Source organism: Streptomyces sp. NPDC126499, assembly GCF_040302485.1.
GTDB lineage: Bacteria > Actinomycetota > Actinomycetes > Streptomycetales > Streptomycetaceae > Streptomyces.
The window spans coordinates 171,757-197,274 of the sequence record NZ_JBEOUO010000009.1; the positions used below are offsets into that span (position 1 = coordinate 171,757).

A 25,518-nucleotide genomic window follows, 5' to 3' on the forward strand; every position below is an offset into this window, starting at 1 on the left:
CCGCCGTTCTCTCCGCCTTCCCCCGCAGCCTAGCGACCACCCTCCGGGCGGGTGGTGAGTCGGCGGACCAACTCGACGGCCGGACGAGGCGGTTCGCCGCCCGCGTGGAGCAGTTCGACGCGGTGGACCAGGCGCGGCGCGGCGAGCGGCACCAGGACTCCGTCCCACGCCCTTCCGACGGCGGAGACGGAGGCCGGGGCCGAGGCGGCCGAGAAGGGCAGCAGCGCGAGGCCGTGGCCCGCGGCGGCGAGGGCGGCGACGGTACGGGCGTCGGTGCCCTCGAAGCGCAGCGCGGCCCGGAAACCGTGCCCGGCCGGTCCCCCGTGCGCGGCGCGCAGCCGGTCGAGCGGGATGCCGGCGTCGGGGGCGTCCAGCCAGCGGGCGTCCACGAGGTCGGCGAGGTCGAGTCCGCCACGCCCGGCGAGCGGGTGGCCCGCGGGCAGGACGACGGCGAGAGGTTCCTCGGCGACTCTGCGGGCGGTGAGCGGGGCGACGTCGGGGAGCCGGAGTGGGTCGCTGGGCGCGGCGGCGCCGTCGACGAGCCCCAGGTCCGCGGCTCCGGTGGCGACGGCCGCCGGCACCTCGTCGCGCGGCAGGGTCCGCAGGGTGACACCGGTGGCGGGCAGGGCGGCGAGCGTACGGGGGTGGAGGGCCAGCGGGGAGGCGGCGACGGTCAGCGTCTCCCGGGGCGCGGCGGCGAACCGCGCGAGGTCCGCGCGCGCCGCGTCGAGCCGCAGCAGCAGCGAACCGGCGTGTTCGAGCAGCCGCTCGCCCGCCGGGGTGGGGACGACGGGCCTGCGGGTCAGCAGCGGCACGCCGAGGTCGCCCTCCAGGGCGGCGATGTGCTGGGAGACGGCGGACTGGGTGTAGCCGAGCGCGCGGGCCGCCTCCGAGAAGGAGGCGAGCCGGGCCACCGTGACGTACGTACGGAGGAGGTGCGGGTCCATGGGCGGGGTGCGGGCTGCTCTCGGGCGGGCGGGTCTCGGGCGGGAGCTTTGAGGCGGGGGGCCACGGGGCGGGCGGCTCCGGGCGGGTCGGCCTCGGGCGGGCGGCTCTCGGCCGGGCCGCTTACGGGCGGGCGGCCCCGGCCGGGCCGCTCACGGCGGTCGTTCGGCGTCGCCGCCGGGGTCGTCAGGAAGCGTCCGGGCCGGCCAGGAGGTCCTTCGCGTAGTGGGCGAGGGAGCGGTTGTAGCGGGGCAGGAGCGGGGCGAGGGCGCCCAGTGCGAGGGACACGGCCTCGCGGTCGCGGCCGGTGTCGGCGAGGGCGAGGGCGAGGAAGGCGTCCACGGCGGCGGACAGCGCGGCCTCGTCGGCGTCCAGCCGGTCGGCCGGAAGGGCCCTTTCCTCGGTGAGGAGTTCGACGCTCCGGTCGGGCCGGCCGAGGTTGCGCAGGCTGCTGGCGAGCTGGATGACGGCCCGGCGGCGGCGCAGTCCGGCGAGTCCGCCGTCGAGGGCCCGCTGGTAGAACCGTACGGCCTCCTCGGGCTGCCCGGTGGAGTCGTGGGCGGCGCCCTGCTCGAAGAGGCCGACGGGGTCGTCGGCGGGACGCTCGCCGGCGAGCTCCGCGACCCGGGCGCGGAACACGGCCGGGTCCTCGTACGTGTCGAGCTCGTCCCACAGGGCGGCCAGCCGCCGCTCCCAGTCCTCGATGTCGCTGGTGGTCATGGCGGCACCCTATCCCCGAAGGACATAAGCGTTCCTGATGGCGGATGCAGTCTTCATCGTTGGACGTGAACGCCGGTCCCGCCAAAGATGGTGCCCATGAACACGCACATCCCCACCAGCAGCGCCCGCCTGTCTCGTATCCCCCGTATCGCCCTGGTCGGCGACCGCTCTCCGCACGTGAAGTCCCACGTCCGCATCCCCATGCTGCTCGACGCGCTCGGCGAGCGCGACGGGCTCGTCCTCGACGCGTACTGGATCCCGAGCGGGGACGCGGAGGAGCCGGGCGCGGTGCGGGGGTTCGACGCGGTGTGGCTGATCCCCGGCAGCCCGTACGCCAGCGAGGCGGGGGCGCTCGCCGCCGTCCGGACCGCCCGTGAGGACGGCATCCCGTTCCTCGGCACCTGCGCGGGCTTCCAGCACGCGCTGATCGAGTACGCCCGGGACGTGTGCGGTCTGACCCGGGCCGCGCACGCCGAGAACGACCCGGCGGCCGACACCGGCGATCTCCTGATCGCCCCGCTCGCCTGCTCGCTCGTCGGCCACGAGGGCGCGGTGCGGGTGACACCCGGCTCGCTCGCGGCCTCCGTGCTCGGCGCCGAGCGGACGACCGAGCGCTACCACTGCAACTACGGCCCGGACAGCCGCCACCTGGACACGCTTCGGGCGCATGGGATGCGGTTCACGGGCGAGGACGAGGACGGGCAGGTACGGATCCTGGAACTGCCCGGCCACCCGTTCTTCATGGCGACGCTCTTCCAGCCGGAACTGGCCGGCGACGGCACCCGGCCGCACCCGGTGGTCCGTGCCTTCGCGCGGGCGGCTGCGGAACGGGCGGCCGCGGAACGGGCGGGGGCGGAACGGGCGGGGGCGGAAAGCGCGGCGGAAGGGGCGGCCGCGGAAGGGGCCGCGGCGCTCACGCGAGCGACGGTCACGGACGCGAAGGCCCCGGTGGGCTGAAGTCCACGTCCGCGCCCGGCAGTACGCGGATCGACCGGCCCGGGAAGTCGAGGTGGCGGAAGATCTCGTTGTGGTGCTCGACGGACACGTCGGGTGCCGCGTAGGGGCCGGTTGCGTCCCGTACGGAGGTGGTGTGACCGTCGGCGACGAGCACGAGGTCGTAGCGGCGGCTGAGGGCCTGCCGGGCGGTGGTGTCGACGCAGATCTCGGTGGCGAAACCGGTGACGACGAGCTCGGTGGTGCCGAGGGACCGGAGGACGGAGTCCAGGTCGGTGTCGAGGAAGCTGTCGGCGCTGGTCTTGGCGACGACCGTCTCGCCGTCCGCCGGGGCGAGTTCGGGCACGATCCGCCAACCGTCGGTGCCGGGCTCCAGGCCGCCGCCGTGGTGCTGGACGGTGACGACGGGGACGCCGGCGGAGCGGGCACGGGCCCGGAGGGCGGCGATGACGGCGATGGTGTCGCGGGCGCGGTGGGCGAGGGCGGCGAGGGCGTTCTGCATGTCGATGACGAGGAGCGCCGGCGCGTGGGTCATGGCGTCACGCTACCGGCTCGCGGTCGGATGAGGTCCGGACCGGCTCAGGTCATCCGTACGACGAGGTCCGCGCGGTCCCTGCCGCGCGCCACCAGGCGGGCGTTGGCCTCGTCCGACTCGGCGACCCAGCGTTCGGCGTGGGCGGGCTCCTTGCCGAAGCCGACGTGCCGGGCGACGAGCCGGGGCACCCGGCTCCGGTCGTCCAGGTCCAGATACCAGACCTCGTCGAGCAGCGCCCGTACGGCGGCCCAGGGGCCCTCGTCGTGGAGCAGGTAGTTGCCCTCGGTGATCACCAGGGGGACCTCGGGCGGGACCGGGATCGCCCCGGCGACGGGTTCCTCCAGGGCGCGGTCGAAGACGGGGGCGTAGACGGTGACGCCGGGTTCGGGCGCGCGGAGGCGGGTGAGCAGGGCGGCGTACCCGGCCGCGTCGAAGGTGTCGGGCGCGCCCTTCCGCGCGGCGCGGCCGAGCCGTTCCAGCTCGGCCTGGGCGAGGTGGAAACCGTCCATCGGTACGAGGACGGCGAGCCCGTCGAGCCGGTCGGCCAGCCGCCCGGCGAGCGTGGACTTGCCGGCCCCGGGCGGCCCGGCGATCCCGAGCACCCGCCGCCGCCCGTCACCGGCGAGCGCACGGGCCCGCCGGGTGAGACCTTCCATGTCCCGCGCGTCCATGCGGGTCATTGTCCCACCGGGAGGCGGGCGGGCGGCGGCGAACGCCGTACGGGCCCGGTGTGGCCGGGTGTGGCCGGTCGGCGCGGCTGGGGCCCCTGGGGCGGGTGGGGCGGGGGCGGATGTGCCGGGTGTGGCCGGAGGTACCCGTGGTGCCCGTGGTCGACCCCTCGGGCGCTCCGTGCCATCGTGGTGTCATGACCATCGAAGTCCGCCCGGCCTCGGTCTTCGAGGACGTCCGCGCCGTCATCGGCCCCAAGTCCCCCACGGCCAACGTCTGCTGGTGCCTGAGCTACCGGATCCCGTCCAAGGAGAACAGGGAGCTGGTCGGCCCCGCCCGGGGGGCGTACGTCGCCGAGCTGTGCCGCGCCGAGACCCCGCCCGGGGTGCTCGCCTACGACGGTGACGAGCCGGTCGGCTGGGCCGCCGTGGCGCCGCGCGCGGACACCACCTTCGCGCGCAACCGGAAGATCCCGCACGTCGACGACCTGCCGGTCTGGTCGCTGTGGTGCGTCCGGGTGCGTCCCGGTCACCGGAAGCAGGGCGTGTCGCACGCCCTGATCGCCGGCGCGGTCGAGTTCGCCCGCGCGCACGGCGCCCCGGCGGTCGAGGCGTATCCCCTGGACAACGGCGACGCCCGGGTGGATCTGACCATGGCCTACCCCGGGCTCCGGAAGAACTTCGAACGCGCCGGGTTCGTGCACGTCGCCGACACCACGTCGGTGCTCGCGGGCCATCCCCGCGTTCTGATGCGCCTCGACCTGCGCTGACGGCGCGCCGCCGCGCGTCACCGCCCCGCCTCGCCTCCCACCGCGCCACCGCCACCGCGCCACCGCGCCGTCGTACCGTCGTGCCGTTGGCCGCTCGGCCGTCATACGTATTACGTTGACCCCATGACCTCCTCCACCCCTCCGGCCGCTCCCCCGCTGCCCGCCCTCGCCCTCGTCACCCTCGTCGTGCGCGACTACGACGAGGCCGTCGACTTCTACACCCGCGCCCTCGGCTTTGAACTGGTCGAGGACACCGACCGCGGCGACGGCAGCCGCTGGGTCGTCGTACGGCCCCAGGGCAGCGGGCAGGGCACCGGGCTGCTGCTCGCCCGAGCCAAGAACGAGTCGGAGGCGGCCGCCGTCGGCGCGCAGACCGGCGGGCGGGTCGGGTTCTTCCTCCACACCGACGACTTCCGCCGCGACCACGCCCGGATGACCGCCGCCGGGGTGCGGTTCCTGGAGGAGCCGCGCCACGAACCGTACGGCTCGGTCGCCGTCTTCGAGGACCTGTACGGCAACCGCTGGGACCTGCTCCAGCCGGCCGCCGGGGCCTGAGCACCCGCCAAAATCCGTGGTCCCGCTCCCGCGTCCCGCTAACGTCCCCGCTCCCACCGGCATCGGATCCCGGATCCAATATCCAATGTCCGGATCCAATGTCCTGGATCCAACATCCGGATCCAACATCCAGGGGATCTAACGTCCGGGATCCAATGTCCAATGTCCGGGATCCGCCGGATCCAATATCCCGGATCCAATATCCCGGATCCCGTACGAGAGAGAGCGAAGCCATGACCAGCCGCCGCGCGACCACCACCCTCTGGCGCCCCACGGGCCCCGAGGAGCTGGAGCTCGTGCGCGCGCTGGACTGGCGGGCGTGGCCGCCGCGGTTGCCCGAGCAGCCGATCTTCTACCCGGTCCTGAACGAGGACTACGCGGTCCGGATCGCCCGGGACTGGAACGTGCCGCACAGCGGCGTCGGCTACGTGACCCGTTTCGAGGTCGACACGGAGTTCCTGGCCCGCTATCCGGTCCGGCAGGCCGGCGGCGAGACGATCCTTGAGCTGTGGGTGCCGGCCGAGGAACTCGATGCGTTCAACGCGCACATCGTGGGCGTGATCGAGGTCGTCCACGAGTTCCGCTGAGCCCCGCCTCAGGCGGTGCGCCGGGCGAGGAAGTCCTCGAAGGTGACGCGACCCTCGGCCCGTTGCGGCGCCAGGTGGCCGCCGTCGCGGAAGCCGCGGTACGCCTTCCCGGCCAGGGGCACGTTCAGCAGCGCGCGGCGCCGGCCGGTGGCGCGCAGGTAGGCGCGGGCCAGTTCGGGCAGCGGGCGGACCGCGGGGCCGCCCAGGTCGGGGACGTGGCCCGCGGGGGCGCCGAGGGCCAGTGCGCACAGGCGGTCGGCGACCTCGGAGACCTCGACCGGCTGGTCGCTGACGCCCGCGGGGAGCAGCATGAGGGGCAGTTTCGCCGTGGCCTCCAGGACCTGGAGGACGAGGTCGTGGAACTGGGTCGCCCGCAGGATCGTCCAGCCGAGGCCCGACTCCTCGACGATCCGCTCGACGGCGAGCTTGGACCGGTAGTAGCCGAGCGGCACCCGGTCCACGCCGACGATGGAGATGTACACCAGGTGGCGCACCCCCGCCCGTCGGGCCGCCGCGACCAGGTTCCGGGCCGCCCGCTCGTCCCCGCCGCGCGGCGAGCTGGCGCAGTGCACGACGGTGTCCACGCCCGCCAGGGCCTCGTCGAGGCCGGGCCCGCCCGCGCGCAGGTCGACGGCGTAGGGGTGGGAACGCCGGCTGAGCACCCGCACCTCGCGCCCGGCCCCCTCGTCCGTGCGCCCCTCCCCCTCCCCGTGCGCGCGCAGTCGCTCGGTGACGAGCCGGCCGAGGGTGCCGGTGCCACCGGTCACCAGGATCGTGGTCGTGGTCGGAGTCGTCGTCATCGCGGTCGCCGTCCTCTCTCGTGCCGCACGACGCTCGTACGACACGCGTCCCGTACGCGTCCCGTACGCGTCCGGTACGAAGAGGACCGGCGACGGCTCAGGAATGTGACAGCGCGGCGAACTGCCGTTCCGCGTAGACCAGCTTGTCGGGGTTCGTCACGGCCCGCACGCCGGTGACGACACCGTCCCGCAGCTCGAAGGAGGCCACGGCGACCAGCCGGTCCGCGCGGTGCGCCACCAGGGCGGGGGCGCCGTTGGCCTCGACGGCGAGGAGGGCGACACCGCCGAGGCCGCCGTCCGGCCGCATGATGCCGGCGAGGAAGCGCAGGACCTTCTCCCGGCCGAACAGCGGCCTGCGGGCCGCGGTGACCTTGCCGCCGCCGTCGCTCCACCACACCACGTCCTCGGCGAGCAGCTTCTCCAGTCCCGCGAGGTCGCCTTCACGGGCGGCCGCGACGAAGGTCTCGACGAGCGTGCCCCAGCGTTCCTCCGAGGGCGCTTCGAAGCGCGGCTCCTCCTCCGCGATCCGGCGCACCGCCCGGCGGTACAGCTGGCGGCAGTTGGCCTCGCCCAGGTCGAGCACCCCGGCGATCTCCCGGTGGCCGTAGCCGAACGCCTCGCGCAGCACGTACACGGCCCGCTCGGTCGGGGTGAGCCGTTCGAGGAGGACGAGCAGCGCCGTCGAGACGGAGTCGCGCAGCTCGGCCGACTCCAGGGGGCCGAGCGCGCCGGGCCGGCCGTCCCGGTCGGCGCCGGTGAGGACCGGTTCCGGCAGCCACGGACCCGGGTACTCCTCGCGGCGCGCGCGGGCGGAGGTGAGCCGGGTGAGGCAGAGGTTGGTGACGACCTTCGCGAGCCAGGCGCCCGGCCGTTCGATCGCCGTCCGGTCCGCCCCGCGCCACCGCAGATAGGCGTCCTGGACCACGTCCTCGGCCTCCTCGGCGGACCCCAGCATGCGGTAGGCGAGGCCGAACATCCGGGCACGGTGGGAAAGGAACTCCTCGGCCCGGACCTCCTCGGCCCCGACCTCCTCGGCGGAGGTCTCGTCCGAACCTGAGGAGGGCAGCGCGTGTGACGTCACACGGGAAGAATTCCACACGCGCCGCAGGTCGGCGCATGCGGAGGCCGGCGCGTGCGCAGGTCAGCTCAGCCCGTACGGACGTCAGCGCACGCGCAGCTCAGCTCAGCCCGTACGGAGGTCAGCGCACGCGCAGCTCAGCTCAGTTCACGCGGTCGGCGAGCCGGGCGAGGGCCTCGGCGTCCGGGCTGCCGTCCGCCGCGCCGTACACGTGCACGACGAGGCCCGGTTCGCCGGGCCCCGCCGGCACGTGCAGGATCTCGAAGTCGAGGGTGAGGAGCCCGGCCTGCGGGTGGCGGAGCCGTTTGCGGCCCGCGGTGCACATGACGACCTCGCCGGTGGCCCAGATGGCGCGGAAGTCGGCGCTGCGCTCGGAGAGTTCGGTGATCAGGGCCGTGAGCCCGGCGTCGTCGGGGTAGCGCCCGGCGGCGACCCGCAGCTGCCCCACGGCCTCGGCTGCCCGGTCCTGCCAGTCGGGCTGGACGTGGCGAGCGGCGGGGTCGAGGAAGAGGAAGCGGGCGTTGTTGCGGTCGCGGCGCCCGGGGGCGCCGACGCCGCCGATGAGTTCGCCGCCGAGGGCGTTCCACGCCACCACGTCGAGCCGGTGGTCGGTCGCGAAGGCGGGCAGCCCGGCCATGCCGTCCAGGATCCGCCGCAGGAGCGGGCTCACCCGCGCGTCGGGAGCGGATCCGCGCCGGTCGCCGGCGAGGGTGGCGAGATGGGCACGCTCGGCCGCGTCCAGGCCGAGCGCCCGCGCCAGCGCGTCCAGCACCTCGGGCGACGGCTGGGTGGCCCGGCCCTGCTCCAGGCGTACGTAGTAGTCGACGCTGATCCCGGCCAGCTGGGCCAGTTCCTCGCGCCGCAGCCCGCGCACCCTTCGCCTGCCGCCCGCCTTGATGCCCACCCGCTCCGGCGCCATCCGCCCCCGCCGGGCCCGCAGGAAGCCGCCGAGCGCCCGCCTGGGGTCGCCCACCCCGTCCACAGTCTCCATGCGGCAAGTATGGGTGGCCCTGTCAGTACCAGGACTGCCGGTCCTGTGGTGGCGGAGGGTACTGGTTACGGGCGTGCGCCCGCGAGAGCGTGACGTCATGCAGAACGCACCGAAGAGCGCGCCGGGAACCACACCCACCGCACCCACCACCACACCCACGACCGCACCCGCCGCACCCACCACCACACCCGCCACACCCACCACCGCACCCACCGCATCCACCCCGCCCAAGAAGGTCCTCGTCGTCAGCGCCCACCCCGAGCCGCGCTCCCTCAACGGCGCCCTCGCCGGCTTCGCCGTCGACCGCCTGCGGGTGGCTGGGCACGAGGTGCGGGTGTCGGACCTGTACGCGATGAAGTGGAAGGCCGGGCTCGACGCCGACGACTTCCCCGACCGCCTGCCGGACGACCGTCTCGACGTGCTGGCCGGCCAGGAACGGGCCACCCTGGCGGGCCGGTTGACCGACGATGTCGCCGCCGAGCAGGAGAAGCTGCTCTGGTCGGACGCGCTCGTGCTCCAGTTCCCGATGTGGTGGTTCTCCGTGCCCGCGATCCTCAAGGGCTGGATCGACCGCGTCTTCACCAACGGCTTCGCCTACGGTCCCTCCGTCCCGCCGCCGTACAGCGAGGGTGCCCTCGGCGGCCGCCGGGCCCTGGTGTCGGTGACGATCGGGGCGCGCGGGACCGCGTTCTCCGACCGGGGCATCCACGGGGACCTCGGCAGCGTGCTGCACCCCGTGCAGCACGGACTGCTGTGGTTCACGGGCATCCGGCCGCTGGAACCGTTCGCCGTGTACGGCACGGTCGACCTGTCCGAGGAGCGCTTCGCCGCCGCGAAGGAGGCGTACGCACGGCGCCTCGACGGCCTGTTCACCGACGAGCCCGTCCCGTACCGCTCCCTCACCGGCGGCGACTACGACCACGACATGCGGCTTCTCCCGGGCGTGGAGGAGGCGGGCACGCGCGGCCTGGACCTCCATGTGCGCCCGGTACCGCCGACACGGGCCTGACCGGGGTCACCGCCTCCGGGCCCGGTCGAGGTCGGCGATCTCGACCGCCGTCGCCGTCGGGGGCCGGCCCGCCTGGACCTGCTGGAGGCGCTTGATGGTGGCGGCGAGCACATGGCGGGCGTCGGTGGGGTCGCCGGCCGCGTCCTCGACCTCGACCCGGGCGATGACGGTGCCGGAGCGGGTGTAGCCCCAGACGATGCCGCTCGATCCGGTGTGCACGAGGAAGAGGGACTCCTCGCCGACCGGGGTCGGCGCCTCGGAGGGCGGGGCCGTCTCCTCCCGGTCCGGCCACAGGGCGTACGCCGCCTTCGCGTGCGCGACGGTGTCGAACTGGCAGACGTCCACGTCGATCCCGCGCGAGATCGTCGACCCCTGGTAGTCGTAGTCGCCGCTGACCGACCGCTGCCACCCCGGCGACGCCGGGCCCTTCCGGGGAGCGCAGTCGTCGGCCTCGCCCGGCATGCTCTTGTGCAGGCTGCCGGGGTAGTAGCCGGGCAGGATGTCCCCGGCGTCGGGGACCGCCCGGGTGAGGTCACTCTGGCGGAACTGCTCGGTCAGCGGGACGTCGGAGTCGTCCTTGAACGGCTGCGGTTCGCCCTTCGCGCCGCCCGACGGCTTCGCGGTGACCGAGGTCGGCGTCGCCGTGGCCCCCGGGGCATGGTCCGTCGAGCAGGCGGAGAGGGCGAGGCAGGCCATCAGGGCGGCCGTAAGCGTCACGTGGCTGCGTGTCATGTGACTGCGTGTCATGTGATCAACACTAGCCCGGCAGGCCCGAACGTGAGATCGAGTTCCGCGCGGACCGTCTTGCCGACGGGGAGGCGGTCCAGGGTCTCCCAGCGGGAGGCGAGGGCGTCGACGATGAGGAGACCGCGACCCGTCTCGGAGAGCGGGGCGGCCGACGGGGACAGGTCGGGGCGGCGTTCGGTACGGGTGTCGGAGACGTCGATACGGAGTCGGTGCTCCGGCTCGTACGCGAGGGCCAGCTCGAAGTCCCGTCCGGGGACGCGGCCGTGGGTGACGGCGTTCGCGGCGAGTTCGGCGACGATCTGGGCGGCGGATTCGGAGACGGCGGTGCCGTGGGCGATGCCCCACCGGTCGAGCTGGTGGAGGGCGAGCCGGCGGGCGAGGCGGGCGCCGCGCGGGGTGGAGCTGAAGCGCTGGGTGAACACACGTACGGTGACCGGCTCTTGGTGCGTCTGCGGGGGAGTCATGAGGCCACTGTGACGGCGCGCGGGGCGGTCTCCCAGGTCAGAAACTCGTACGCTCCGTAAGCGTACGAGTGCGAACAGTGGACAGTACTCATCACGGGCCGTGACCATACGGGGTGGGAGGTGTGCGTGATGACAACGGACGACAACGCGGAACCGGAGACCTCGGACAGCCTGAAGACCTTCGGGGAGGTGCTCAAGGCGTTCCGCAAGCGGGCGCGGCTCACACAGGAGGAGTTCGCGCCACAGGTGGGCTACTCGGTGGAGACGGTCTCCTCCGTGGAGCAGGGACGGCGGTTCCCCTCGCCGAAGCTCGTGGACAAGTCGGAGGAGGTCCTCGACGGATTCGGGGCGATCAAGGGCGCGGCGAAGCACCTGTCGCGGGAGCCGGGCCTGGCGAACTGGTTCCGGCGGTGGGCGGCGCTGGAGAGGAAGGCGTTGTGCCTCTACACGTACGAGAACCGGCTCGTGCCCGGACTGCTCCAGATCGAGCCGTACCAACGAATCCTCTTCGAGCAGCAGTTGCCGCCCATGGGGGACGCCGAGATCGAGGAGAACCTCGTCGCCCGGATGAAGCGGCAGAAGCTTCTGACCGAGCGGCCCAACACCTCGTACAGCTTCATCATCGAGGAGCACGTGCTGCGGAAGCCGACGGGTGGTCCGGAGGTGCACCGGGCACAGATCGAGCACATCCTGCGGATGTCGGAGCAGCGGAACATCGAGATCCAGGTGATGCCGCAGAGTCACACCCATCATGCGGGACTTGCCGGGCCGATGCAGTTACTGGAGACGCCCGACAACCGCTGGCAGGCGTACTGCGAAGGCCAGGAGCACGGCATGCTGATCTCCGACTCCAAAGTCGTCGGCATCCTCCAGATGGGTATGCCAGGATGCGGTCACAGGCTCTTACCCTTGAAGACTCCCAGAGCCTGTTGCGGCAGATGCGAGGAGCGACATGAGCACCACAGACCTGGCCTGGTTCAAGAGCAGTTACAGCAGCAGCGGAAGCGGCGACTGCGTCGAAGTGGCGCTCTCCTGGCACAAGTCCAGCTACAGCAGCGGCGGCGACGGCGACTGCGTCGAGGTCGCCGCCTGCCCCACCACCGTCCACGTCCGTGACTCCAAGCGGCCCGAGGACGCGCAGCTCTCCCTCGCGCCCGCCGCCTGGGGCGCGTTCGTGGCCGGGTGCGAGCGCCTGTAATGACTTATCTGGACGACCTGTTCTCCCTCTCCGGCCGCACCGCCCTCGTCACCGGCGGCAGTTCCGGCATCGGCAAGGCCATCGCCCGCGCGCTCGCCCTCGCCGGGGCGTCCGTGGTGATCGTGGCGCGGCGTGAGGCCGAGCTGAAGGCCGCCGTCGACGAGCTGACCGCCGGCGGTGCCGAGGCGAGCGGGGTGAGCGGGGACCTCTCCACCCGGGACGGCATACGGGCCGCGGCCGAGGCCGCCGCAGCCGTGTACGGGGAGCCGGACATCCTGGTCAACTCGGCCGGGATCAACCTGCGTCCGCCGCTGCCCGAGCTCAGCGAGGACGTGTGGGACCGGACGATGGCCGTGAACCTGGAGGCGCCGTTCCTCCTCGGGCAGCGCTTCGGGCCCGGCATGGCCGAACGGGGCTTCGGGCGGATCATCCACGTGACCTCCCAGCAGGCGCACCGGGCGTTCGTGCAGTCGGGGGCGTACGGGGTGTCGAAGGGCGCCCTGGAGTCCCTGGCCCGTTCGCAGGCGGAGGCCTGGTCGCCGTACGGGGTCACCGTGAACACCCTCGTACCGGGCTTCGTGATGACCCCGCTCAACGTCCGCCTCTCCTCCGACCCCGACAAGGTCGCGGAGCTGGCCGCCCGCACGATGGTCGGGCGGAACGGGCTCGCCGAGGACTTCGAGGGGGCGGCCGTCTTCCTGGCGAGCCGGGCCTCCGCGTACCTCACGGGGCAGGCGCTCTTCGTGGACGGCGGCCTGTCCGTCCACTGAGGCCACGGACGGCTACGGCCGCGGTTCCTCCTCCTGCGGGGGGAGCGCCGCGGCCAGCCGGGCCTTCAGGTCGGCGTTCTCCGCCTCCAGGGCGTGGATCCGCTTCCGGGCGAAGTAGAGCTCGACGACGGCGTCCTGGAACTCGCCGACCAGCTCCTCGGGGGTGAGCTGCACCATGATCCGGTCCCTCCCCTAGACGAGTGCGATCCGGCGCGGGGTGCCGCCGCTCTCGCGCCACCACAGGTCGCCGTCCTGGGAGTAGAGCACGCCGCCGCCCGAGGCGGAGACGGTCCCGGTGGGCGGCGTCGTCACGTTCCCGATCTCGACGGTGCCCTCCACGAGGAGGCCCGGCTTGTCGGTGCGCTGCACGATGTGGACCTGGGCGCGCGGGTTGGCGCCGCGGTCGATGCCGATGCCGATGAGGCCGTTGCCCTCGACGGTGAGGTCCTCGCGACCGGCGTTGTTGCGCAGGACCAGCAGGGCGCCGGTGGTCGGGCCCGTGGTCGCCGTGACGAAGATGCCCTGGGAGGCGGTGCCCGCGGTCTGGAGGTCGATGGAGAGGGCGGAGGCGCCGGCGTCGGAGCCGTCGGCGTAGCCGACGTGGGCGATCTTGAGGGTGCCGCGGTCGGTCCGCTCGTGACCCTTCAGGTACATGGCCGAGTTGTCGGCGTTGTTCGAGCTGACGTTGAGGGCGGAGCCGGCGCCCGAGGTCGCGTCCAGGAAGACGGTCGCCGCGTGGCCCGTGGTGTTGGTCGACTTGACGTACAGGCCCTCGCCGGGCGCCGCCGCGTAGTACCGCGGTGCGGTGACCTGGCCCTGGGCGACGACCGGACCGGTGAAGGTCGTGGTCTCCCCCGCCGCCTCGGCCTCGGTCGCCGTCCCCCCGACGGCGACGGTGACGGCCCCCGCCGTGAATCCGCCCATGAACAGCCTTCTCGTGACGGCCATGCGCCCCTCCCCTTGATCGTTCGGCTCGATGAGGGCGCCATTGTGCCAGGGCGGGTTCATGTCATGCCCTGATGTCATGTCTTGATCATTTCCCCGTGGCCGAATGGAATCGTACCGTCCGGTTTCAGCCCCCACGCTGGCCGATTGGTGCCTGGTACAGCAACTTCCCGCATGCAACCGTTCGTGATCCGTCCGTGCGGCCCGTCCGCTTCGCTCTGCCTGTGCCAGGTGATGAAATGACGTTGAAGGTCCTGCTCGCGAACGCCCCCAACCCCACGGCCAACAGGAACGCGTCGAACTACGCCTGTTATCCGCACATCGGGATCGTCCAGCTCGCCACGGCCACCCGCGACGCCCTGGGCGACCGGGTCGACATCCGCGTCGTCGACGGCGGCATCAGCAACACCGAGACCGTGCGGCAGGCCGTCCGGGACTACGCGCCCGATGTCGTGGGGATCAGCGCGCTGACCCCGACCTACTCGGAGGCCCTGAAGATCGCCGAGACCGCGAAGGCCGGCGGGGCGAAGGTCGTCCTCGGCGACGATCACGCGATCTTCTTTCCCGAAATGATCCTCCGCAACAGGCCGCAGATCGACTACGTGATAGCCAACGACGGCGGCGAGATACCGTTCGTGCAACTGGTCCGCGCTCTGGTGGACGGCGCCGACGTGTCGGAGGTGTCCTCGCTCGCCTACCGGAAGGACGGCCGGATCCACCTCAATCCGGCACCGAAATACGCGCTTTCCCTGCGCAACACCATTCCGGACCTCTCCTTCATCGACGACGTCCTCGACGTCTATGCCGACAATTACCGTGAGCAGTTCGGCCACCTCCACGGCCACACGGTCCGGCCCGTGACGGTGAACAACGCGCGCGGCTGCGAGAACGGCCACAAGCGCTGCACGTACTGCTCCATCGCCGACCTGACGGTCAACACCGGTGACCCGCGCGGTTTCTGGACGGCGATCGACCAGTACAACCGCGAGCACGGCATCAACCTGTTCTTCGAGGTCTACGACAGCTTCACCGCCAGCCCCCGCTATGTGGACGCCCTCATCGACGCCATGCCGCCGCATCTGAAGCGCCGTATCGACCACGGTGAACTGCAGGTCATGGTCTACGCGCGCGCCCTCGGCCTGACCAAGCGCAACAACGTCGACAAGCTCCGGCGCCTCGGCGTCACCCGCGCCAACATCGGCCTGGACGCCGCCGACCCCGAGATGCTGGAGGCCCAGCGGAAGAACAAGACGACGGGCGAGACCAACCTCGAAGCCATCCGCATGCTCAACAAGGCGGGGATCTCCGTCCACGCCTCGTTTCGACAGCTACCTGGCCGCTCTCGGAATCACGGTGACACGGGAGGACCGCAAGGAGATGTTCGCCAGGTTCGGTGATCAGGACCTGCTCGACATCGACGAGCTGGGAGCCTTCTGGGCGGACAACCTCACCCACATCAGCGAGAAGTACGCCCTGGAGCGCATCGGCGAGGTCGACGAGATGGTGAGCGCGCACAACGTGCGTACGGGAAACAACGTCGGTTAGCGGCGAACCCGCCGGGGTTCCAGGAGGAAGGTGCCGGAATGCTGGGAGTCGAGAACCTGCTCACGTACACCGCGGGCGCTCTGCTGATCATTCTGCTGCCGGGGCCGAGTTCCCTGTTCACGCTCTCGGTCGCCGCGCGGCTCGGGGTGAGGGCCGGATACCGTGCCGCGGCCGGGGTGTTCCTCGGTGAGACGCTGCTCATGACGGCGACGGCGGCCGGCCTCGCCTCCCTGCTCCAGACGAACGATCTGCTGTTCGCCATCGTGAAATACGCCGGCGCCGGCTATCTCACCTGGATCGCCGTGGGCATGATCCGGGCGGCCTGGGCGATGTGGCGGCGTCGTCAGGAGAAGAGCGAGACGGACGCCCCGGAGCCGTCGCCGGCTCCGGGGCGGCTGTTCCGGCGCTCGCTGCTGATCACCGTCCTCAACCCGAAGGCGATCCTGTTCTTCATCTCGTTCTTCGTGCAGTTCGTCGACCCCGACTACGCCCACCCGGGCCTGTCGTTCGTGCTGCTCGCCCTCGTCTACCAGGTCATCAGCGTCGCGTACGTGACCGCGCTGATCCTCGGCGGCACGTACCTCGCCGCGCAGTTCCGCCGCCGCCGGAAGCTGTCGGCCGGGCTGACGACGGGGGCGGGGGCGCTGTTCCTCGGCTTCGCGGCGAAGCTGGCCACGACGAGCAACTAGCGAGGAACAACCGACAGGGCCCCGGCGGAAAACCGCCGGGGCCCTGTCTCACTCAGCCCGATCAGACGACCCGATCAGACCAGGTCGAACCGGTCCAGGTCCATGACCTTGCTCCAGGCCGCGACGAAGTCCTTCACGAACTTCTCCTTCGCGTCGTCGGAGGCGTACACCTCGGCGAGCGCGCGCAGCTCGGAGTTCGAGCCGAAGACCAGGTCGGCGCGGGTGCCGGTCCACTTGACCTCGCCGGTGGCCGCGTCGCGGCCCTCGAAGGTGGTCTGGTCGGCGGAGGTGGACTTCCAGGTCGTGCCGAGGTCGAGCAGGTTGACGAAGAAGTCGTTCGTCAGCTTGCCCGGGGTCTCGGTGAAGACGCCGAGCGAGGTCTGCGGCTGGGTCACGCCCAGGGCGCGCAGGCCGCCGACGAGGACCGTGGTCTCCGGGGCGGAGAGGGTGAGCAGGTTCGCCTTGTCGAGCAGCAGGTACTCGGCGGGGAGGCGCTGGCCCTTGCCCACGTAGTTGCGGAAGCCGTCGGCGGCCGGCTCCAGGGCGGCGAAGGACTCGACGTCCGTCTGCTCTTGGGAGGCGTCCACGCGGCCGGCCGTGAACGGGACCTCGACGTCGAGGCCGGCGTCCTTGGCGGCCTTCTCGACGGCCGCGGTGCCCGCGAGGACGACGAGGTCGGCGAGGGAGACCTGCTTGCCGCCGGTCTGGGCGGAGTTGAAGGACTCCTGGATGCCCTCCAGGACGCGCAGCACCTGGGCGAGCTCGTCCGGGTTGTTGACCTCCCAGTTGCGCTGCGGCTCCAGGCGGATGCGGCCGCCGTTGGCGCCGCCGCGCTTGTCACTGCCGCGGAAGGAGGAGGCGGCGGCCCAGGCGGCGGAGACCAGCTGGGTGACGGTGAGCTCCGAGCCGAGGATGCGCTCCTTGAGGGAGGCGATGTCGGCGTCGTCGATCAGCTCGTACGTGCGGGCCGGCAGCGGGTCCTGCCACAGGAGGACCTCGGAGGGGACCTCCGGGCCGAGGTAGCGGACGACCGGGCCGAGGTCGCGGTGCGTCAGCTTGTACCAGGCGCGGGCGAAGGCGTCCTCGAACTCCTCCGGGTTCTCGTAGAAGCGGCGCGAGATCTGCTCGTAGACCGGGTCGAAGCGCAGCGACAGGTCGGTGGTGAGCATCGTCGGGCGGTACTTCTTCTCCGGGTCGTACGCGTCCGGGATGACCTCCGGAGCGTCCTTGGCGACCCACTGGTGGGCGCCGGCCGGGCTCTTGGTGAGCTCGTAGTCGTACTCGAAGAGGTGCTTGAAGAAGTCGTGGCCCCACTTGGCCGGGGTGGTGGTCCAGGTGACCTCCAGGCCGGAGGTGATCGTGTCGGCGCCCTTGCCGGTGCCGTACGAGTTCTTCCAGCCGAGGCCCTGCTGCTCCAGCGGGGCGCCCTCGGGGTCGGCGCCGACGTTGTCCGCCGGGCCCGCGCCGTGGGCCTTGCCGAAGGTGTGGCCGCCGGCGATGAGGGCGACGGTCTCCTCGTCGTTCATCGCCATCCGGCGGAAGGTCTCGCGGATGTCGCGGGCCGCGGCGATGGGGTCCGGGTTGCCGTTGGGGCCCTCCGGGTTGACGTAGATCAGGCCCATCTGGACGGCGCCAAGCGGGCTCTCCAGCTCGCGGTCGCCGCTGTAGCGCTCGTCACCGCCGAGCCAGGTGGTCTCGGGACCCCAGTAGACGTCCTCCTCGGCCTCCCAGACGTCCTCGCGGCCGCCGGCGAAGCCGAAGGTCTTGAAGCCCATCGTCTCCAGGGCGACGTTGCCGGTGAGGATCATGAGGTCGGCCCAGGAGATGCTCTGGCCGTACTTCTTCTTGACCGGCCACAGCAGACGGCGGGCCTTGTCCAGGTTGCCGTTGTCCGGCCAGCTGTTCAGCGGGGCGAAGCGCTGCTGGCCGGCGCCGGCGCCGCCGCGGCCGTCGCTGATGCGGTAGGTGCCGGCGCTGTGCCAGGCCATGCGGATCATCAGCGGGCCGTAGTGGCCGAAGTCGGCCGGCCACCAGTCCTGGGAGGTGGTGAGCACCTCGGCGATGTCCCGCTTGACGGCCGCGAGGTCGAGGGCCTTGAACGCCTCGGCGTAGTCGAAGTCCTCACCGAGCGGGTTCGCCACGGCGGGGTTCTTGGCGAGGATCTTCAGGTTCAGCCGCTCCGGCCACCACTGGCGGTTGCCGCCGCCCTGGGTGGGGTGCGGGGCGCGGTCGTGCGCGACCGGGCAGCCGCCGACGCCCTTCGCCGCCTCGTCTTCGGTGACCAGCGGATCGTGATTCTGCTCAGACATCGGGTCTTCCTTCCGAACCATTCGGATCGCGAGCTCGGGTAATGACTGCCGAGGCGCCGGTGTGGGTATCGGTGTGGCCGGTGCACACCCTCTTGGCTACTACTGGAGTAGATCCTATGGTGGACTCAGTCCAAGTCAATACGACGGTCAGACCTTGCCACGTTCTTCGTGGCTGATTCGTCTACTGTCGCCGTGCGAGGCTGGGGGACCAGGACCATGAGCAACCTGCTGGAACGGCTTCGCCGTCGCGGCTGGCGGATGACCGCCCAGCGCCGCGTGGTCGCCGAGGTCCTCGACGGCGAGCACATCCACCTGACGGCCGACGAGGTGCTGGCGCGCGCGACGGAGCGGCTGCCGGAGATCTCCCGCGCCACCGTCTACAACACGCTGGGCGAGCTGGTGTCGCTGGGCGAGGTGATCGAGGTCTCCAGCGTGGGCCGCGCCAAGCGCTACGACCCGAACGCCCACCGGGCCCACCAGCACCTGGTCTGCGCGGGCTGCGGCACGGTCCGGGACGTCCACCCGGAGGGCGACGCGCTGGTCGGCCTGCCGGAGACGGAGCGGTTCGGGTTCACGGTGACGGGCGTGGAGATCACGTACCGGGGGCTGTGCCCGGTGTGCGGGACGGCGGCGGAGGAGAGCCCTGAACCCGGGAACGGCTGAGCCGGCCCGCGCGCGGGTGCGCGGGCCGGCTCGGGGTCCGGTGGGTGGGGCCGCTCAGCTCTCGTCCGGCTCCAGCCGGAGCGAGATCGAGTTGATGCAGTAGCGCTGGTCCGTGGGGGTCGGGTAGCCCTCGCCCTCGAAGACATGGCCCAGGTGGGAGCCGCAGCGGGCGCAGCGGACCTCGGTGCGGATCATGCCGTGGGAGGTGTCGGCGACCAGTTCGACCGCGTCGCTGTCCTTCGGGTCGTAGAAGGACGGCCAGCCGCAGGGCGACTCGAACTTCTCGTTCGACGTGAAGAGCTCCGCTCCGCAGGCGCGGCAGGAGTAGACGCCCTTCGTCTTGGTGTCCGTGTACTCACCGCGGAAGGGGGGCTCGGTGCCGGCCAGCCGGAGCACCTGGTACTCCGCCGGGGTCAGCTGGGCCTGCCATTCCTCGTCGGTCTTCTCGACCTCGTACGCCATGAGCTCGCTCCCCTGTCGTGCCTACGTCGGCGGCTTCCCCGCTTCGGCTCGCTCGCCTACTGCGCGAGCCGGTCGAGCCGGTCGAGGATCTTCGGGCCCAGGTCGGTGACGTCGCCCGCGCCCATCGTCAGAACCATGTCGCCGGGCTTCACCATTCCCGCGATCACCTCGGGGACGGCCGCCTTGTCATGGACGGGCGTGACGTCGGCGCCGGCGGCGACGGCCGCGGCGATGATCAGCTCGCTGGTGACGCCCGGGATCGGGTCCTCGCGGGCCGGGTAGATGTCCAGGACCACGGAGGCGTCGGCGAGCGCGAGGGCCTCGCCCATCTCCCGGCCCAGCTCCTGGGTGCGGGAGAAGAGGTGCGGCTGGAAGACGACGAGCAGCCGGGAGGCCCCGGCGGCGCCGCGCATGGCCTCCAGGTCGGCGGTCATCTCGGTGGGGTGGTGCGCGTACGAGTCGATGACCTGGACGTCCGCGGCCTCGCCCTTGAGCTGGAGGCGGCGGCCGACGCCGGTGTACGCGGTGAGGGCCCGGGCCAGGTGGTCCGGGGCGATCCCGGCGTGCACGCCCGCGGCGAGGGCGGCGGCGGCGTTGTGCGCGTAATGCCGGCCGGGGACCGAGACGGTGAAGGTGATCGCGTCCCCGCCCCAGAGGGAGACGGTGACCTCGCTGGTCATGCCCTTGGGCTCGATGGCGAGGATGCGGACGTCGGCGTCCTCCCGCTCTCCCACCCGGGTGATCTCGATGTCCTCGCGGCGGCGGGAGACCCGGGCGGCCAGCTCGCGGGCGCCCTCGTGCTCGCCGACGACGAGTGCGCCTCCGGGACGGATCTTGGCGGCGAAGGCCTCGAAGGACTCGTGGATCTCGTCCATCGACGCGTAGTTCGCGTGGTGGTCCAGTTCGACGTTGAGGACGATCGCGACGCTCGGGTCGTACTTCTGGAAGCTGCGGTCGCTCTCGTCGGCCTCGGCGACGAAGATCTCGCCGTCGCCGTGGCGGGCGTTGGTGCCGGGGCCCGCGAGGTCGCCGCCGATGGCGTACGACGGGTCGAGACCGAGCTCGCTCAGGGCGACGGCCAGCATCGAGGTGGTGGTGGTCTTGCCGTGGGTGCCGGCGACGGCGATCGCGGTCAGACCGTCCATGAGGGAGGCGAGCGCGTCGGAGCGGTGGACGACCGGGACGCCGAGCTCGGCGGCGCGGGCCAGCTCGGGGTTGTCGGCGCGGATGGCGCTGGAGACGACGACGGCGGTGGCGTCGTCGGCGAGGTGCCCGGCGGCGTGGCCGATGTGCACGGTGGCGCCCAGGGCCCGCAGGGACTCGGCGGTCGCCGACTCCTTGGCGTCACTGCCGGAGACCTTGGCGCCGCGCTGGGCGAGGATCTTCGCGATGCCCGACATTCCGGCACCGCCGATGCCGATGAAGTGCGGCCGTTCCATGGCGGCAGGGATGGCGGGTGCCATGCGGTTCTCTCCCCGGGGGTGCGTGCGGATGCTGCGGCGAACTGTCGCGGTCCAGCCTAGTGGCTGGGGGCGGCCGGCCCGGGCGGGCGCCCGGCCCGGCCGCCCGGGGCGGTCCTGCTCCTCGTCTACTCCTCGCTGTGCGCGAACAGCTTCAGCACCGGAACGCCCACCTTGTGGCGGGCCCGGGACGCCCAGTCGCGGTGGAAGAACTCCTCCACGTAGTGCGGGGCGGTCAGCACGATCACCTCGTCGGCGTTCACCTCGTCGACCACGGACTTCATCTTGTCCAGGGGGTGGTCCTCGACCACTTGTCCGACCGCCTCGCAGCCGGCGTCCCTCAGCGCCTGGAGCGAGTGCTCCAGGGCCTGCTCGGCGAGCGGCCGGGCGGCCTTGCCCTCCGGTTTCTCGCCCTCGCGGGCCGCTTCCTTCAGGTCGCCCATGGCGACGTCGTCGATGGCACGCAGCAGTACATCGGCCTGGTCACCGCGCGGCTGCATCAGAACGATGAAGGACACGCCCTCGTCGCCGTGCAGGGTGGTGACGAAATCCACGTCGACGGACGTCAGGGGCTTCTCGATCATCAGAACGCTTGTGAACACCTCAGGAGCCCTTCTGCGGAAACCATCCTTCCCCGTGCCCGCACGGGGACTGCGAGAGTGATTGTGCCCAGCTGACGCTAAGCGGAACGACAAATTCCGCCGATTGTCAGATCCGACGGTAGCGGGTGAAGAGGAAGCCGTCCTGCTCCAGCACCGACGCCACGGCGAAGCGTTTCGGAACCTCGACGAAGGGGCCCCCGGCGATCCGCTGGGCGCTGCCCGCCGTCATGGTCGGCGAGATCGTCAGACACAGTTCGTCGAGCACCCCCGCGGCCACGAACTGGCCGAGCAGACGGGGCCCGCCCTCGGTCAGCTGGCGCCGCAGACCACGCTCCGCGAGCGCCGCCACGGCGCGCTCCGGCTCGACCCCGGGGCCGTCGCCGGCGATCACCACCTCCGCGCCCGCCCGCTCGGCCTCCGCCCGCCGCTCCGGGGAGGACGCGGCACCCGTGAGGACGAGGGTCGGCACCAGCGGCTCGGTGAAAAGCGGAAGCGAGAAATCCAGGTCCAGCGAGGCCGTCACGACGGCGATCACCGGCGCCGGACCCTGGCCCGCCGCCGCCCGGCGGGCCGCGAACGCCTCCCTCGCCCGCGCCGGGCGGTAGCCCTCCAGACGTACGGTCTCGGCGCCGACGACGACCACGTCGGCCAGGGCCCGCAGGGTCCCGAAGATCCGCATGTCCTCCTCGGAGGACAGCGGCTGCGAGCGGCCGTCGTGCTGGCCGGCCCCGTCGAGCGAGGAGACCATGTTGGCGCGCAGCCAGGTGGCGGAGGCGGCCTCCGCGGGATAGGCATAGGCGTCGGCGAGCTCGTCGAGGGACCACTCCCTGTCCGAGGCGGCCGTGGTGTCGGGGGCCGGCGTACCGGCGGCTGTCATGTCCGTCACAGGGAACAGGCGTCGCATCCCCGCAGTCTGACATGGCGCTTACAGTGGGGAACTGTGTCGACCCGTGCCATCACCGAAGCGGCTTCCACCGAAGCGGCCCCGCTCTCGCTGTGCTCCCGAGAGCCCCACGTCCCCGCCGACCGGCTCGTCGCGGAGATGGTGCCGCCGCCCCGGTTCGACTCGGTGCGCTTCGACACGTACATCCCGGACCCCCACCAGCCGAGCCAGATCGACGCCGTCAAGGTGCTCAGCGGCTTCGCCGAGGGGCTCGGCGGGGCCCACGCCTCCGGCGCGGGAAAGCGCCGCTGGTTCTCCCGGACCCCGAAGAAGTCCGCCGCGCCGGCCGGCCCCCGCGGGATCTACCTCGACGGCGGCTACGGCGTCGGCAAGACCCACCTGCTGGCCTCCCTGTGGCACGCCACCCCGGCCGAGCCCGCGCTCAAGGCCTTCGGCACCTTCGTGGAGCTGACCAACCTGGTGGGCGCCCTCGGCTTCCAGCAGACGGTGAAGACCCTCAGCGGGCACCGGCTCCTGTGCATCGACGAGTTCGAGCTGGACGACCCCGGCGACACGGTCCTGGTGTCCACCCTGCTCGGCAAGCTGGTCGACGCGGGCGTGGCGCTCGCCGCCACCTCCAACACGCTGCCCGGCAAGCTCGGCGAGGGCCGGTTCGCCGCCGCCGACTTCCTCCGCGAGATCCAGGGCCTCTCCGCGCACTTCCGGCCGCTGCGGATCGACGGCGAGGACTACCGCCACCGCGGCCTGCCCGAGGCCCCGGCCCCGTACAGCGACGACGTCGTCACCAGGACCGCGTACGCCACGCCCGGCGCCTCGCTCGACGACTTCCCGCATCTGCTCGAACACCTGGCCAGGGTTCACCCGAGCCGGTACGGCGCGCTCACCGACGACCTGACGGCGGTCTGCCTCACCGACGTGCGGCCGGTCCCCGACCAGTCGACCGCGCTGCGGCTCGTCGTCCTCGCCGACCGGCTCTACGACCGGGAGATCCCGGTGCTCGCCTCCGGGATGCCCTTCGACAAGCTGTTCAGCGACGAGATGCTGAACGGCGGATACAAGAAGAAGTACTTCCGGGCGATCTCCCGGCTCACCGCCCTGGCACGGGACGCGAAGGGACTCGTGGCGCAGTAGCTTGGGGGCCGTACCCGATGAGAAGGGAACCACCATGGCCGCTACGCGTTCCGCCCGCAACGTCTGGGAGGGCGATCTGTTCAAGGGGTCGGGCACCGTGTCGCTCGACTCCTCCGGCATCGGCTCGTACCCGGTGTCCTGGCCGGCCCGCACCGAGGAGCCGAACGGGGTGACCAGCCCCGAGGAGCTGATCGCCGCCGCCCACTCCTCCTGCTACAACATGGCGTTCTCCAACGTCCTGGCGAAGAACGACACCCCGCCGACCCGCCTGGAGACCACGGCCGAGGTCACCTTCGTGCCGGGCAAGGGCATCACCGGCAGCCACCTCACCGTGCGCGGCGAGGTGCCGGGCCTGGACGCGGAGGAGTTCCGGCGGCTGGCCCAGGAGGGCGAGAAGAACTGCCCGGTGAGCCAGGCACTGGCGGGAACGACGATCACGCTCGACGCCGAGCTCGTCTGATCCTCCGTAACCCGAGGCAACGCGTGTCCCGCATGTTCACGTGTCACCACCCTGCGTGATACACACATGCGGGTCACACGCGTCACACCCGTACGTAGTCCTGTCCTCCCCCATGGCCTTCGGCACGGGGGTACTCCCGCAGGAAGTGGGTTGCTGCCTCATGTCCGCAACACGACGTCAGATCCTCGCCCGCACCGGCGCGTCCGTCGCCGGGATCGCCTTCACCGGCGCCGTCTCCGAACTCTTCGCCGGGACCGCGGCCGCCTCTCCCCTCGGCGGCGCCGGCTACGGCCCGCTGCTCCCCGACCCGGACGGCCTGCTCGACCTCCCGGCCGGCTTCTCCTACAAGGTCCTCTCCCGGCAGGGCGAGCACCTGCGCTCCGGCGAGGGCCCCGTCCCCGGCAACCACGACGGCATGGGGGCGTTCGCCGGACCCCGTGGCCGGATCCACCTGATACGGAATCACGAGAACCGGGCCACCGCCAGGACGGGCGTCCCGACCGTCGCGGGACTCACCTACGATCCGGCGGCCAAGGGCGGCTGCACCGTCCTCACCCTCGACGGGCGGAACAACGTCCTGGACGAACGGGTCGGCGTCGCCGGCACCGCCGTCAACTGCGCGGGCGGGCCCACCCCTTGGGGTACCTGGCTGACCTGCGAGGAGACCGAGGACAAGGCCGGGACGAACGGCTACACCAAGGACCACGGCTTCGTCTTCGAGGTCGACGGCGCCGACCCGCGCCGCACCGGCGCCGTGCCGCTCACCGCCATGGGCCGCTTCCAGCACGAGGCCGTCGCCGTCGATCCGAAGAGCGGGATCGTGTACGAGACGGAGGACGCCTTCCAGCACCCGTTCGGGCTGTTCTACCGCTTCCTGCCGAACAAGCCGCTCGGCGGCACCGGTTCGCTGCGCGCGGGCGGCGCCCTGGAGGCGATGCGGGTGCCGGGCGTGCCGGACCTGTCGGTGGTCCAGGAGACGGGCGCGTGCTTCGAGGGCGTCGAGTGGGTGCCCGTACCGGACCCGCAGGCGGTCGCGACCCCCATCCGCCTCCAGGACTTCGGCTCGAAGGGCATCACCCACGCCCAGAAGCTGGAGGGCTGCTACTGGGGCGGGCGCGGGGACGGTCCGGGCGCGGTGTACTTCGTGTCGTCCTTCGCCCGCACCAGGGACGGCTCCGGGGCGACCCACTTCGGCCAGGTGTGGAAGTACGAGCCGCACCGGCGCCGCCTCACCCTCGTGGTGGTCTTCGGCCCGAGCACCGACATCCAGCTCCCGGGCGAGTCGCCGGACAACATCTGCCTGGCTCCGACCGGCGGCCTGATGGTCTGCGAGGACGGCGACGGCGGCCAGCACGTGTACGGCGTCGACCGGAAGGGCCGGGTGTACCCGGTGGCGCGGGGCGCCCAGAACATCGGCACGCCGGAGGCCCCGGAGTGGGGCGAGTTCGCGGGCGTGACGTTCTCGCCGGACGGCTCAACGATGTACGTCAACTGCTATACGCCGGGGACGACGTTCGCGGTGACGGGGCCGTGGCGCTGATCGGGTCAGCTGGTCGG

30 protein-coding genes and 1 pseudogene are annotated in these 25,518 nt (G+C 72.1%); 15 read left to right on the forward strand and 16 right to left on the reverse strand.

What is annotated here, in order from left to right; translation table 11 throughout:
* Positions 1 to 29: 29 nt before the first annotated feature.
* Positions 30 to 947 carry a LysR family transcriptional regulator gene (locus tag ABTZ91_RS16065; protein ID WP_352077764.1) on the reverse strand — a complete coding sequence of 306 codons (918 nt, stop codon included), beginning with the start codon at positions 945 to 947 and terminating at the stop codon, positions 30 to 32.
* A gap of 184 nt (positions 948 to 1,131) precedes the next feature.
* Positions 1,132 to 1,665 carry a tetratricopeptide repeat protein gene (locus ABTZ91_RS16070; protein WP_352077765.1) on the reverse strand — a complete coding sequence of 178 codons (534 nt, stop codon included), beginning with the start codon at positions 1,663 to 1,665 and terminating at the stop codon, positions 1,132 to 1,134.
* Positions 1,666 to 1,761: 96 nt separating this feature from the next.
* On the opposite strand from ABTZ91_RS16070, the gene ABTZ91_RS16075 reads away from it, so the two are divergent.
* A complete protein-coding gene (locus ABTZ91_RS16075; protein WP_352077766.1) occupies positions 1,762 to 2,622 on the forward strand; it encodes a glutamine amidotransferase-related protein in 861 nt (286 codons plus the stop codon).
* On the opposite strand, the gene ABTZ91_RS16080 is transcribed toward ABTZ91_RS16075, so the two are convergent.
* Together ABTZ91_RS16080 and ABTZ91_RS16085 are read right to left on the reverse strand one after the other, a co-directional pair.
* Positions 2,594 to 3,154: an isochorismatase family protein gene (locus ABTZ91_RS16080; RefSeq protein ID WP_352077767.1), complete on the reverse strand. Its 561-nt coding sequence runs from the start codon at positions 3,152 to 3,154 to the stop codon at positions 2,594 to 2,596. The genes ABTZ91_RS16075 and ABTZ91_RS16080 overlap by 29 nt on opposite strands.
* Positions 3,155 to 3,198: 44 nt before the next feature.
* Positions 3,199 to 3,834, reverse strand: coding sequence for a nucleoside/nucleotide kinase family protein (locus ABTZ91_RS16085; protein ID WP_352077768.1), 636 nt, complete (start codon positions 3,832 to 3,834; stop codon positions 3,199 to 3,201).
* A 185-nt stretch (positions 3,835 to 4,019) separates the two neighbouring features.
* On the opposite strand from ABTZ91_RS16085, the gene ABTZ91_RS16090 reads away from it, so the two are divergent.
* The 3 genes from ABTZ91_RS16090 to ABTZ91_RS16100 all read left to right on the forward strand — a co-directional run bounded on the left by ABTZ91_RS16090 (position 4,020) and on the right by ABTZ91_RS16100 (position 5,734).
* Entirely contained in the window at positions 4,020 to 4,592 is a 573-nt protein-coding gene (locus ABTZ91_RS16090) for a GNAT family N-acetyltransferase (RefSeq protein ID WP_352077769.1), read from the forward strand.
* 156 nt (positions 4,593 to 4,748) lie between these two features.
* A complete protein-coding gene (locus ABTZ91_RS16095; protein WP_352077888.1) occupies positions 4,749 to 5,147 on the forward strand; it encodes a VOC family protein in 399 nt (132 codons plus the stop codon).
* A gap of 233 nt (positions 5,148 to 5,380) precedes the next feature.
* Positions 5,381 to 5,734 carry a hypothetical protein gene (locus ABTZ91_RS16100; protein WP_352077770.1) on the forward strand — a complete coding sequence of 118 codons (354 nt, stop codon included), beginning with the start codon at positions 5,381 to 5,383 and terminating at the stop codon, positions 5,732 to 5,734.
* 8 nt (positions 5,735 to 5,742) lie between these two features.
* On the opposite strand, the gene ABTZ91_RS16105 is transcribed toward ABTZ91_RS16100, so the two are convergent.
* The 3 genes from ABTZ91_RS16105 to ABTZ91_RS16115 all read right to left on the reverse strand — a co-directional run bounded on the left by ABTZ91_RS16105 (position 5,743) and on the right by ABTZ91_RS16115 (position 8,603).
* A complete protein-coding gene (locus ABTZ91_RS16105) occupies positions 5,743 to 6,534 on the reverse strand; it encodes an NAD(P)H-binding protein (protein ID WP_352077771.1) in 792 nt (263 codons plus the stop codon).
* 97 nt (positions 6,535 to 6,631) lie between these two features.
* Positions 6,632 to 7,615, reverse strand: coding sequence for an RNA polymerase sigma-70 factor (locus ABTZ91_RS16110; RefSeq protein ID WP_352077772.1), 984 nt, complete (start codon positions 7,613 to 7,615; stop codon positions 6,632 to 6,634).
* 139 nt (positions 7,616 to 7,754) lie between these two features.
* Complete coding sequence (locus tag ABTZ91_RS16115; protein ID WP_352077773.1) at positions 7,755 to 8,603, reverse strand: helix-turn-helix transcriptional regulator; 849 nt, start codon at positions 8,601 to 8,603, stop codon at positions 7,755 to 7,757.
* A gap of 97 nt (positions 8,604 to 8,700) precedes the next feature.
* Between ABTZ91_RS16115 and ABTZ91_RS16120 the strand changes: the two genes are divergently transcribed.
* Positions 8,701 to 9,612 (forward strand): NAD(P)H-dependent oxidoreductase, encoded by a 912-nt coding sequence (locus ABTZ91_RS16120; RefSeq protein ID WP_352077774.1) that lies wholly within the window; start codon positions 8,701 to 8,703, stop codon positions 9,610 to 9,612.
* Positions 9,613 to 9,618: 6 nt separating this feature from the next.
* Here ABTZ91_RS16120 and ABTZ91_RS16125 read toward each other — a convergent pair whose 3' ends face one another.
* Together ABTZ91_RS16125 and ABTZ91_RS16130 are read right to left on the reverse strand one after the other, a co-directional pair.
* Positions 9,619 to 10,359, reverse strand: coding sequence for a hypothetical protein (locus ABTZ91_RS16125; RefSeq protein ID WP_352077775.1), 741 nt, complete (start codon positions 10,357 to 10,359; stop codon positions 9,619 to 9,621).
* A complete protein-coding gene (locus ABTZ91_RS16130) occupies positions 10,356 to 10,823 on the reverse strand; it encodes an ATP-binding protein (protein WP_352077776.1) in 468 nt (155 codons plus the stop codon). The genes ABTZ91_RS16125 and ABTZ91_RS16130 overlap by 4 nt, the downstream gene beginning before the upstream one ends.
* Before the next feature lie 129 nt (positions 10,824 to 10,952).
* Here ABTZ91_RS16130 and ABTZ91_RS16135 point away from each other — a divergent pair.
* The 3 genes and pseudogenes from ABTZ91_RS16135 to ABTZ91_RS16145 all read left to right on the forward strand — a co-directional run bounded on the left by ABTZ91_RS16135 (position 10,953) and on the right by ABTZ91_RS16145 (position 12,791).
* Positions 10,953 to 11,779, forward strand: a pseudogene (locus ABTZ91_RS16135) (Scr1 family TA system antitoxin-like transcriptional regulator).
* A complete protein-coding gene (locus ABTZ91_RS16140) occupies positions 11,776 to 12,021 on the forward strand; it encodes a DUF397 domain-containing protein (protein WP_352077777.1) in 246 nt (81 codons plus the stop codon). The pseudogene ABTZ91_RS16135 and the gene ABTZ91_RS16140 overlap by 4 nt, the downstream one beginning before the upstream one ends.
* A complete protein-coding gene (locus ABTZ91_RS16145; RefSeq protein WP_352077778.1) occupies positions 12,021 to 12,791 on the forward strand; it encodes an SDR family oxidoreductase in 771 nt (256 codons plus the stop codon). The genes ABTZ91_RS16140 and ABTZ91_RS16145 overlap by 1 nt, the downstream gene beginning before the upstream one ends.
* A gap of 12 nt (positions 12,792 to 12,803) precedes the next feature.
* Here the strand turns inward: ABTZ91_RS16145 and ABTZ91_RS16150 are convergent, their stop codons facing one another.
* Together ABTZ91_RS16150 and ABTZ91_RS16155 are read right to left on the reverse strand one after the other, a co-directional pair.
* Entirely contained in the window at positions 12,804 to 12,968 is a 165-nt protein-coding gene (locus ABTZ91_RS16150; protein ID WP_352077779.1) for a hypothetical protein, read from the reverse strand.
* A gap of 15 nt (positions 12,969 to 12,983) precedes the next feature.
* Positions 12,984 to 13,739 (reverse strand): hyaluronoglucosaminidase, encoded by a 756-nt coding sequence (locus ABTZ91_RS16155; RefSeq protein ID WP_352077780.1) that lies wholly within the window; start codon positions 13,737 to 13,739, stop codon positions 12,984 to 12,986.
* A gap of 236 nt (positions 13,740 to 13,975) precedes the next feature.
* Here ABTZ91_RS16155 and ABTZ91_RS16160 point away from each other — a divergent pair, with 236 nt between their 5' ends.
* From ABTZ91_RS16160 to leuE, 3 genes are read left to right on the forward strand one after another with little or no spacing between them, the layout of a single operon-like run.
* On the forward strand, positions 13,976 to 15,133 hold the full coding sequence (locus tag ABTZ91_RS16160) for a B12-binding domain-containing radical SAM protein (RefSeq protein ID WP_352077781.1): 1,158 nt from the start codon (positions 13,976 to 13,978) through the stop codon (positions 15,131 to 15,133).
* Positions 15,114 to 15,281 (forward strand): hypothetical protein, encoded by a 168-nt coding sequence (locus ABTZ91_RS16165; RefSeq protein WP_352077782.1) that lies wholly within the window; start codon positions 15,114 to 15,116, stop codon positions 15,279 to 15,281. Before ABTZ91_RS16160 ends, ABTZ91_RS16165 begins: the two co-directional genes overlap by 20 nt.
* Before the next feature lie 38 nt (positions 15,282 to 15,319).
* Positions 15,320 to 15,970, forward strand: a complete 651-nt coding sequence (gene leuE / locus ABTZ91_RS16170) for a leucine efflux protein LeuE (protein ID WP_352077783.1) — start codon at positions 15,320 to 15,322, stop codon at positions 15,968 to 15,970.
* 74 nt (positions 15,971 to 16,044) lie between these two features.
* Here leuE and katG read toward each other — a convergent pair whose 3' ends face one another.
* On the reverse strand, positions 16,045 to 18,279 hold the full coding sequence (gene katG, locus ABTZ91_RS16175; protein ID WP_352077784.1) for a catalase/peroxidase HPI: 2,235 nt from the start codon (positions 18,277 to 18,279) through the stop codon (positions 16,045 to 16,047).
* Between the two features lie 216 nt (positions 18,280 to 18,495).
* Here katG and ABTZ91_RS16180 point away from each other — a divergent pair, with 216 nt between their 5' ends.
* Positions 18,496 to 18,942: a Fur family transcriptional regulator gene (locus ABTZ91_RS16180; RefSeq protein WP_352077785.1), complete on the forward strand. Its 447-nt coding sequence runs from the start codon at positions 18,496 to 18,498 to the stop codon at positions 18,940 to 18,942.
* 54 nt (positions 18,943 to 18,996) lie between these two features.
* Here the strand turns inward: ABTZ91_RS16180 and msrB are convergent, their stop codons facing one another.
* The 4 genes from msrB to ABTZ91_RS16200 all read right to left on the reverse strand — a co-directional run bounded on the left by msrB (position 18,997) and on the right by ABTZ91_RS16200 (position 22,370).
* The gene (gene msrB, locus ABTZ91_RS16185; RefSeq protein ID WP_352077786.1) at positions 18,997 to 19,404 is read right to left on the reverse strand and encodes a peptide-methionine (R)-S-oxide reductase MsrB; all 408 of its coding nucleotides are present in this window, start codon (positions 19,402 to 19,404) and stop codon (positions 18,997 to 18,999) included.
* A 56-nt stretch (positions 19,405 to 19,460) separates the two neighbouring features.
* A complete protein-coding gene (murC, locus tag ABTZ91_RS16190) occupies positions 19,461 to 20,867 on the reverse strand; it encodes a UDP-N-acetylmuramate--L-alanine ligase (protein ID WP_352077787.1) in 1,407 nt (468 codons plus the stop codon).
* A gap of 125 nt (positions 20,868 to 20,992) precedes the next feature.
* Complete coding sequence (locus tag ABTZ91_RS16195) at positions 20,993 to 21,466, reverse strand: indole-3-glycerol phosphate synthase (protein ID WP_352077788.1); 474 nt, start codon at positions 21,464 to 21,466, stop codon at positions 20,993 to 20,995.
* Between the two features lie 106 nt (positions 21,467 to 21,572).
* Positions 21,573 to 22,370 carry a pyrimidine reductase family protein gene (locus tag ABTZ91_RS16200; RefSeq protein WP_352077789.1) on the reverse strand — a complete coding sequence of 266 codons (798 nt, stop codon included), beginning with the start codon at positions 22,368 to 22,370 and terminating at the stop codon, positions 21,573 to 21,575.
* 36 nt (positions 22,371 to 22,406) lie between these two features.
* On the opposite strand from ABTZ91_RS16200, the gene zapE reads away from it, so the two are divergent.
* The 3 genes from zapE to ABTZ91_RS16215 all read left to right on the forward strand — a co-directional run bounded on the left by zapE (position 22,407) and on the right by ABTZ91_RS16215 (position 25,501).
* On the forward strand, positions 22,407 to 23,501 hold the full coding sequence (gene zapE / locus ABTZ91_RS16205) for a cell division protein ZapE (protein WP_352077790.1): 1,095 nt from the start codon (positions 22,407 to 22,409) through the stop codon (positions 23,499 to 23,501).
* Between the two features lie 34 nt (positions 23,502 to 23,535).
* The gene (locus ABTZ91_RS16210) at positions 23,536 to 23,961 is read left to right on the forward strand and encodes an OsmC family protein (RefSeq protein WP_352077791.1); all 426 of its coding nucleotides are present in this window, start codon (positions 23,536 to 23,538) and stop codon (positions 23,959 to 23,961) included.
* A gap of 160 nt (positions 23,962 to 24,121) precedes the next feature.
* The gene (locus ABTZ91_RS16215) at positions 24,122 to 25,501 is read left to right on the forward strand and encodes an alkaline phosphatase PhoX (RefSeq protein WP_352077792.1); all 1,380 of its coding nucleotides are present in this window, start codon (positions 24,122 to 24,124) and stop codon (positions 25,499 to 25,501) included.
* Positions 25,502 to 25,518: the final 17 nt, after the last annotated feature.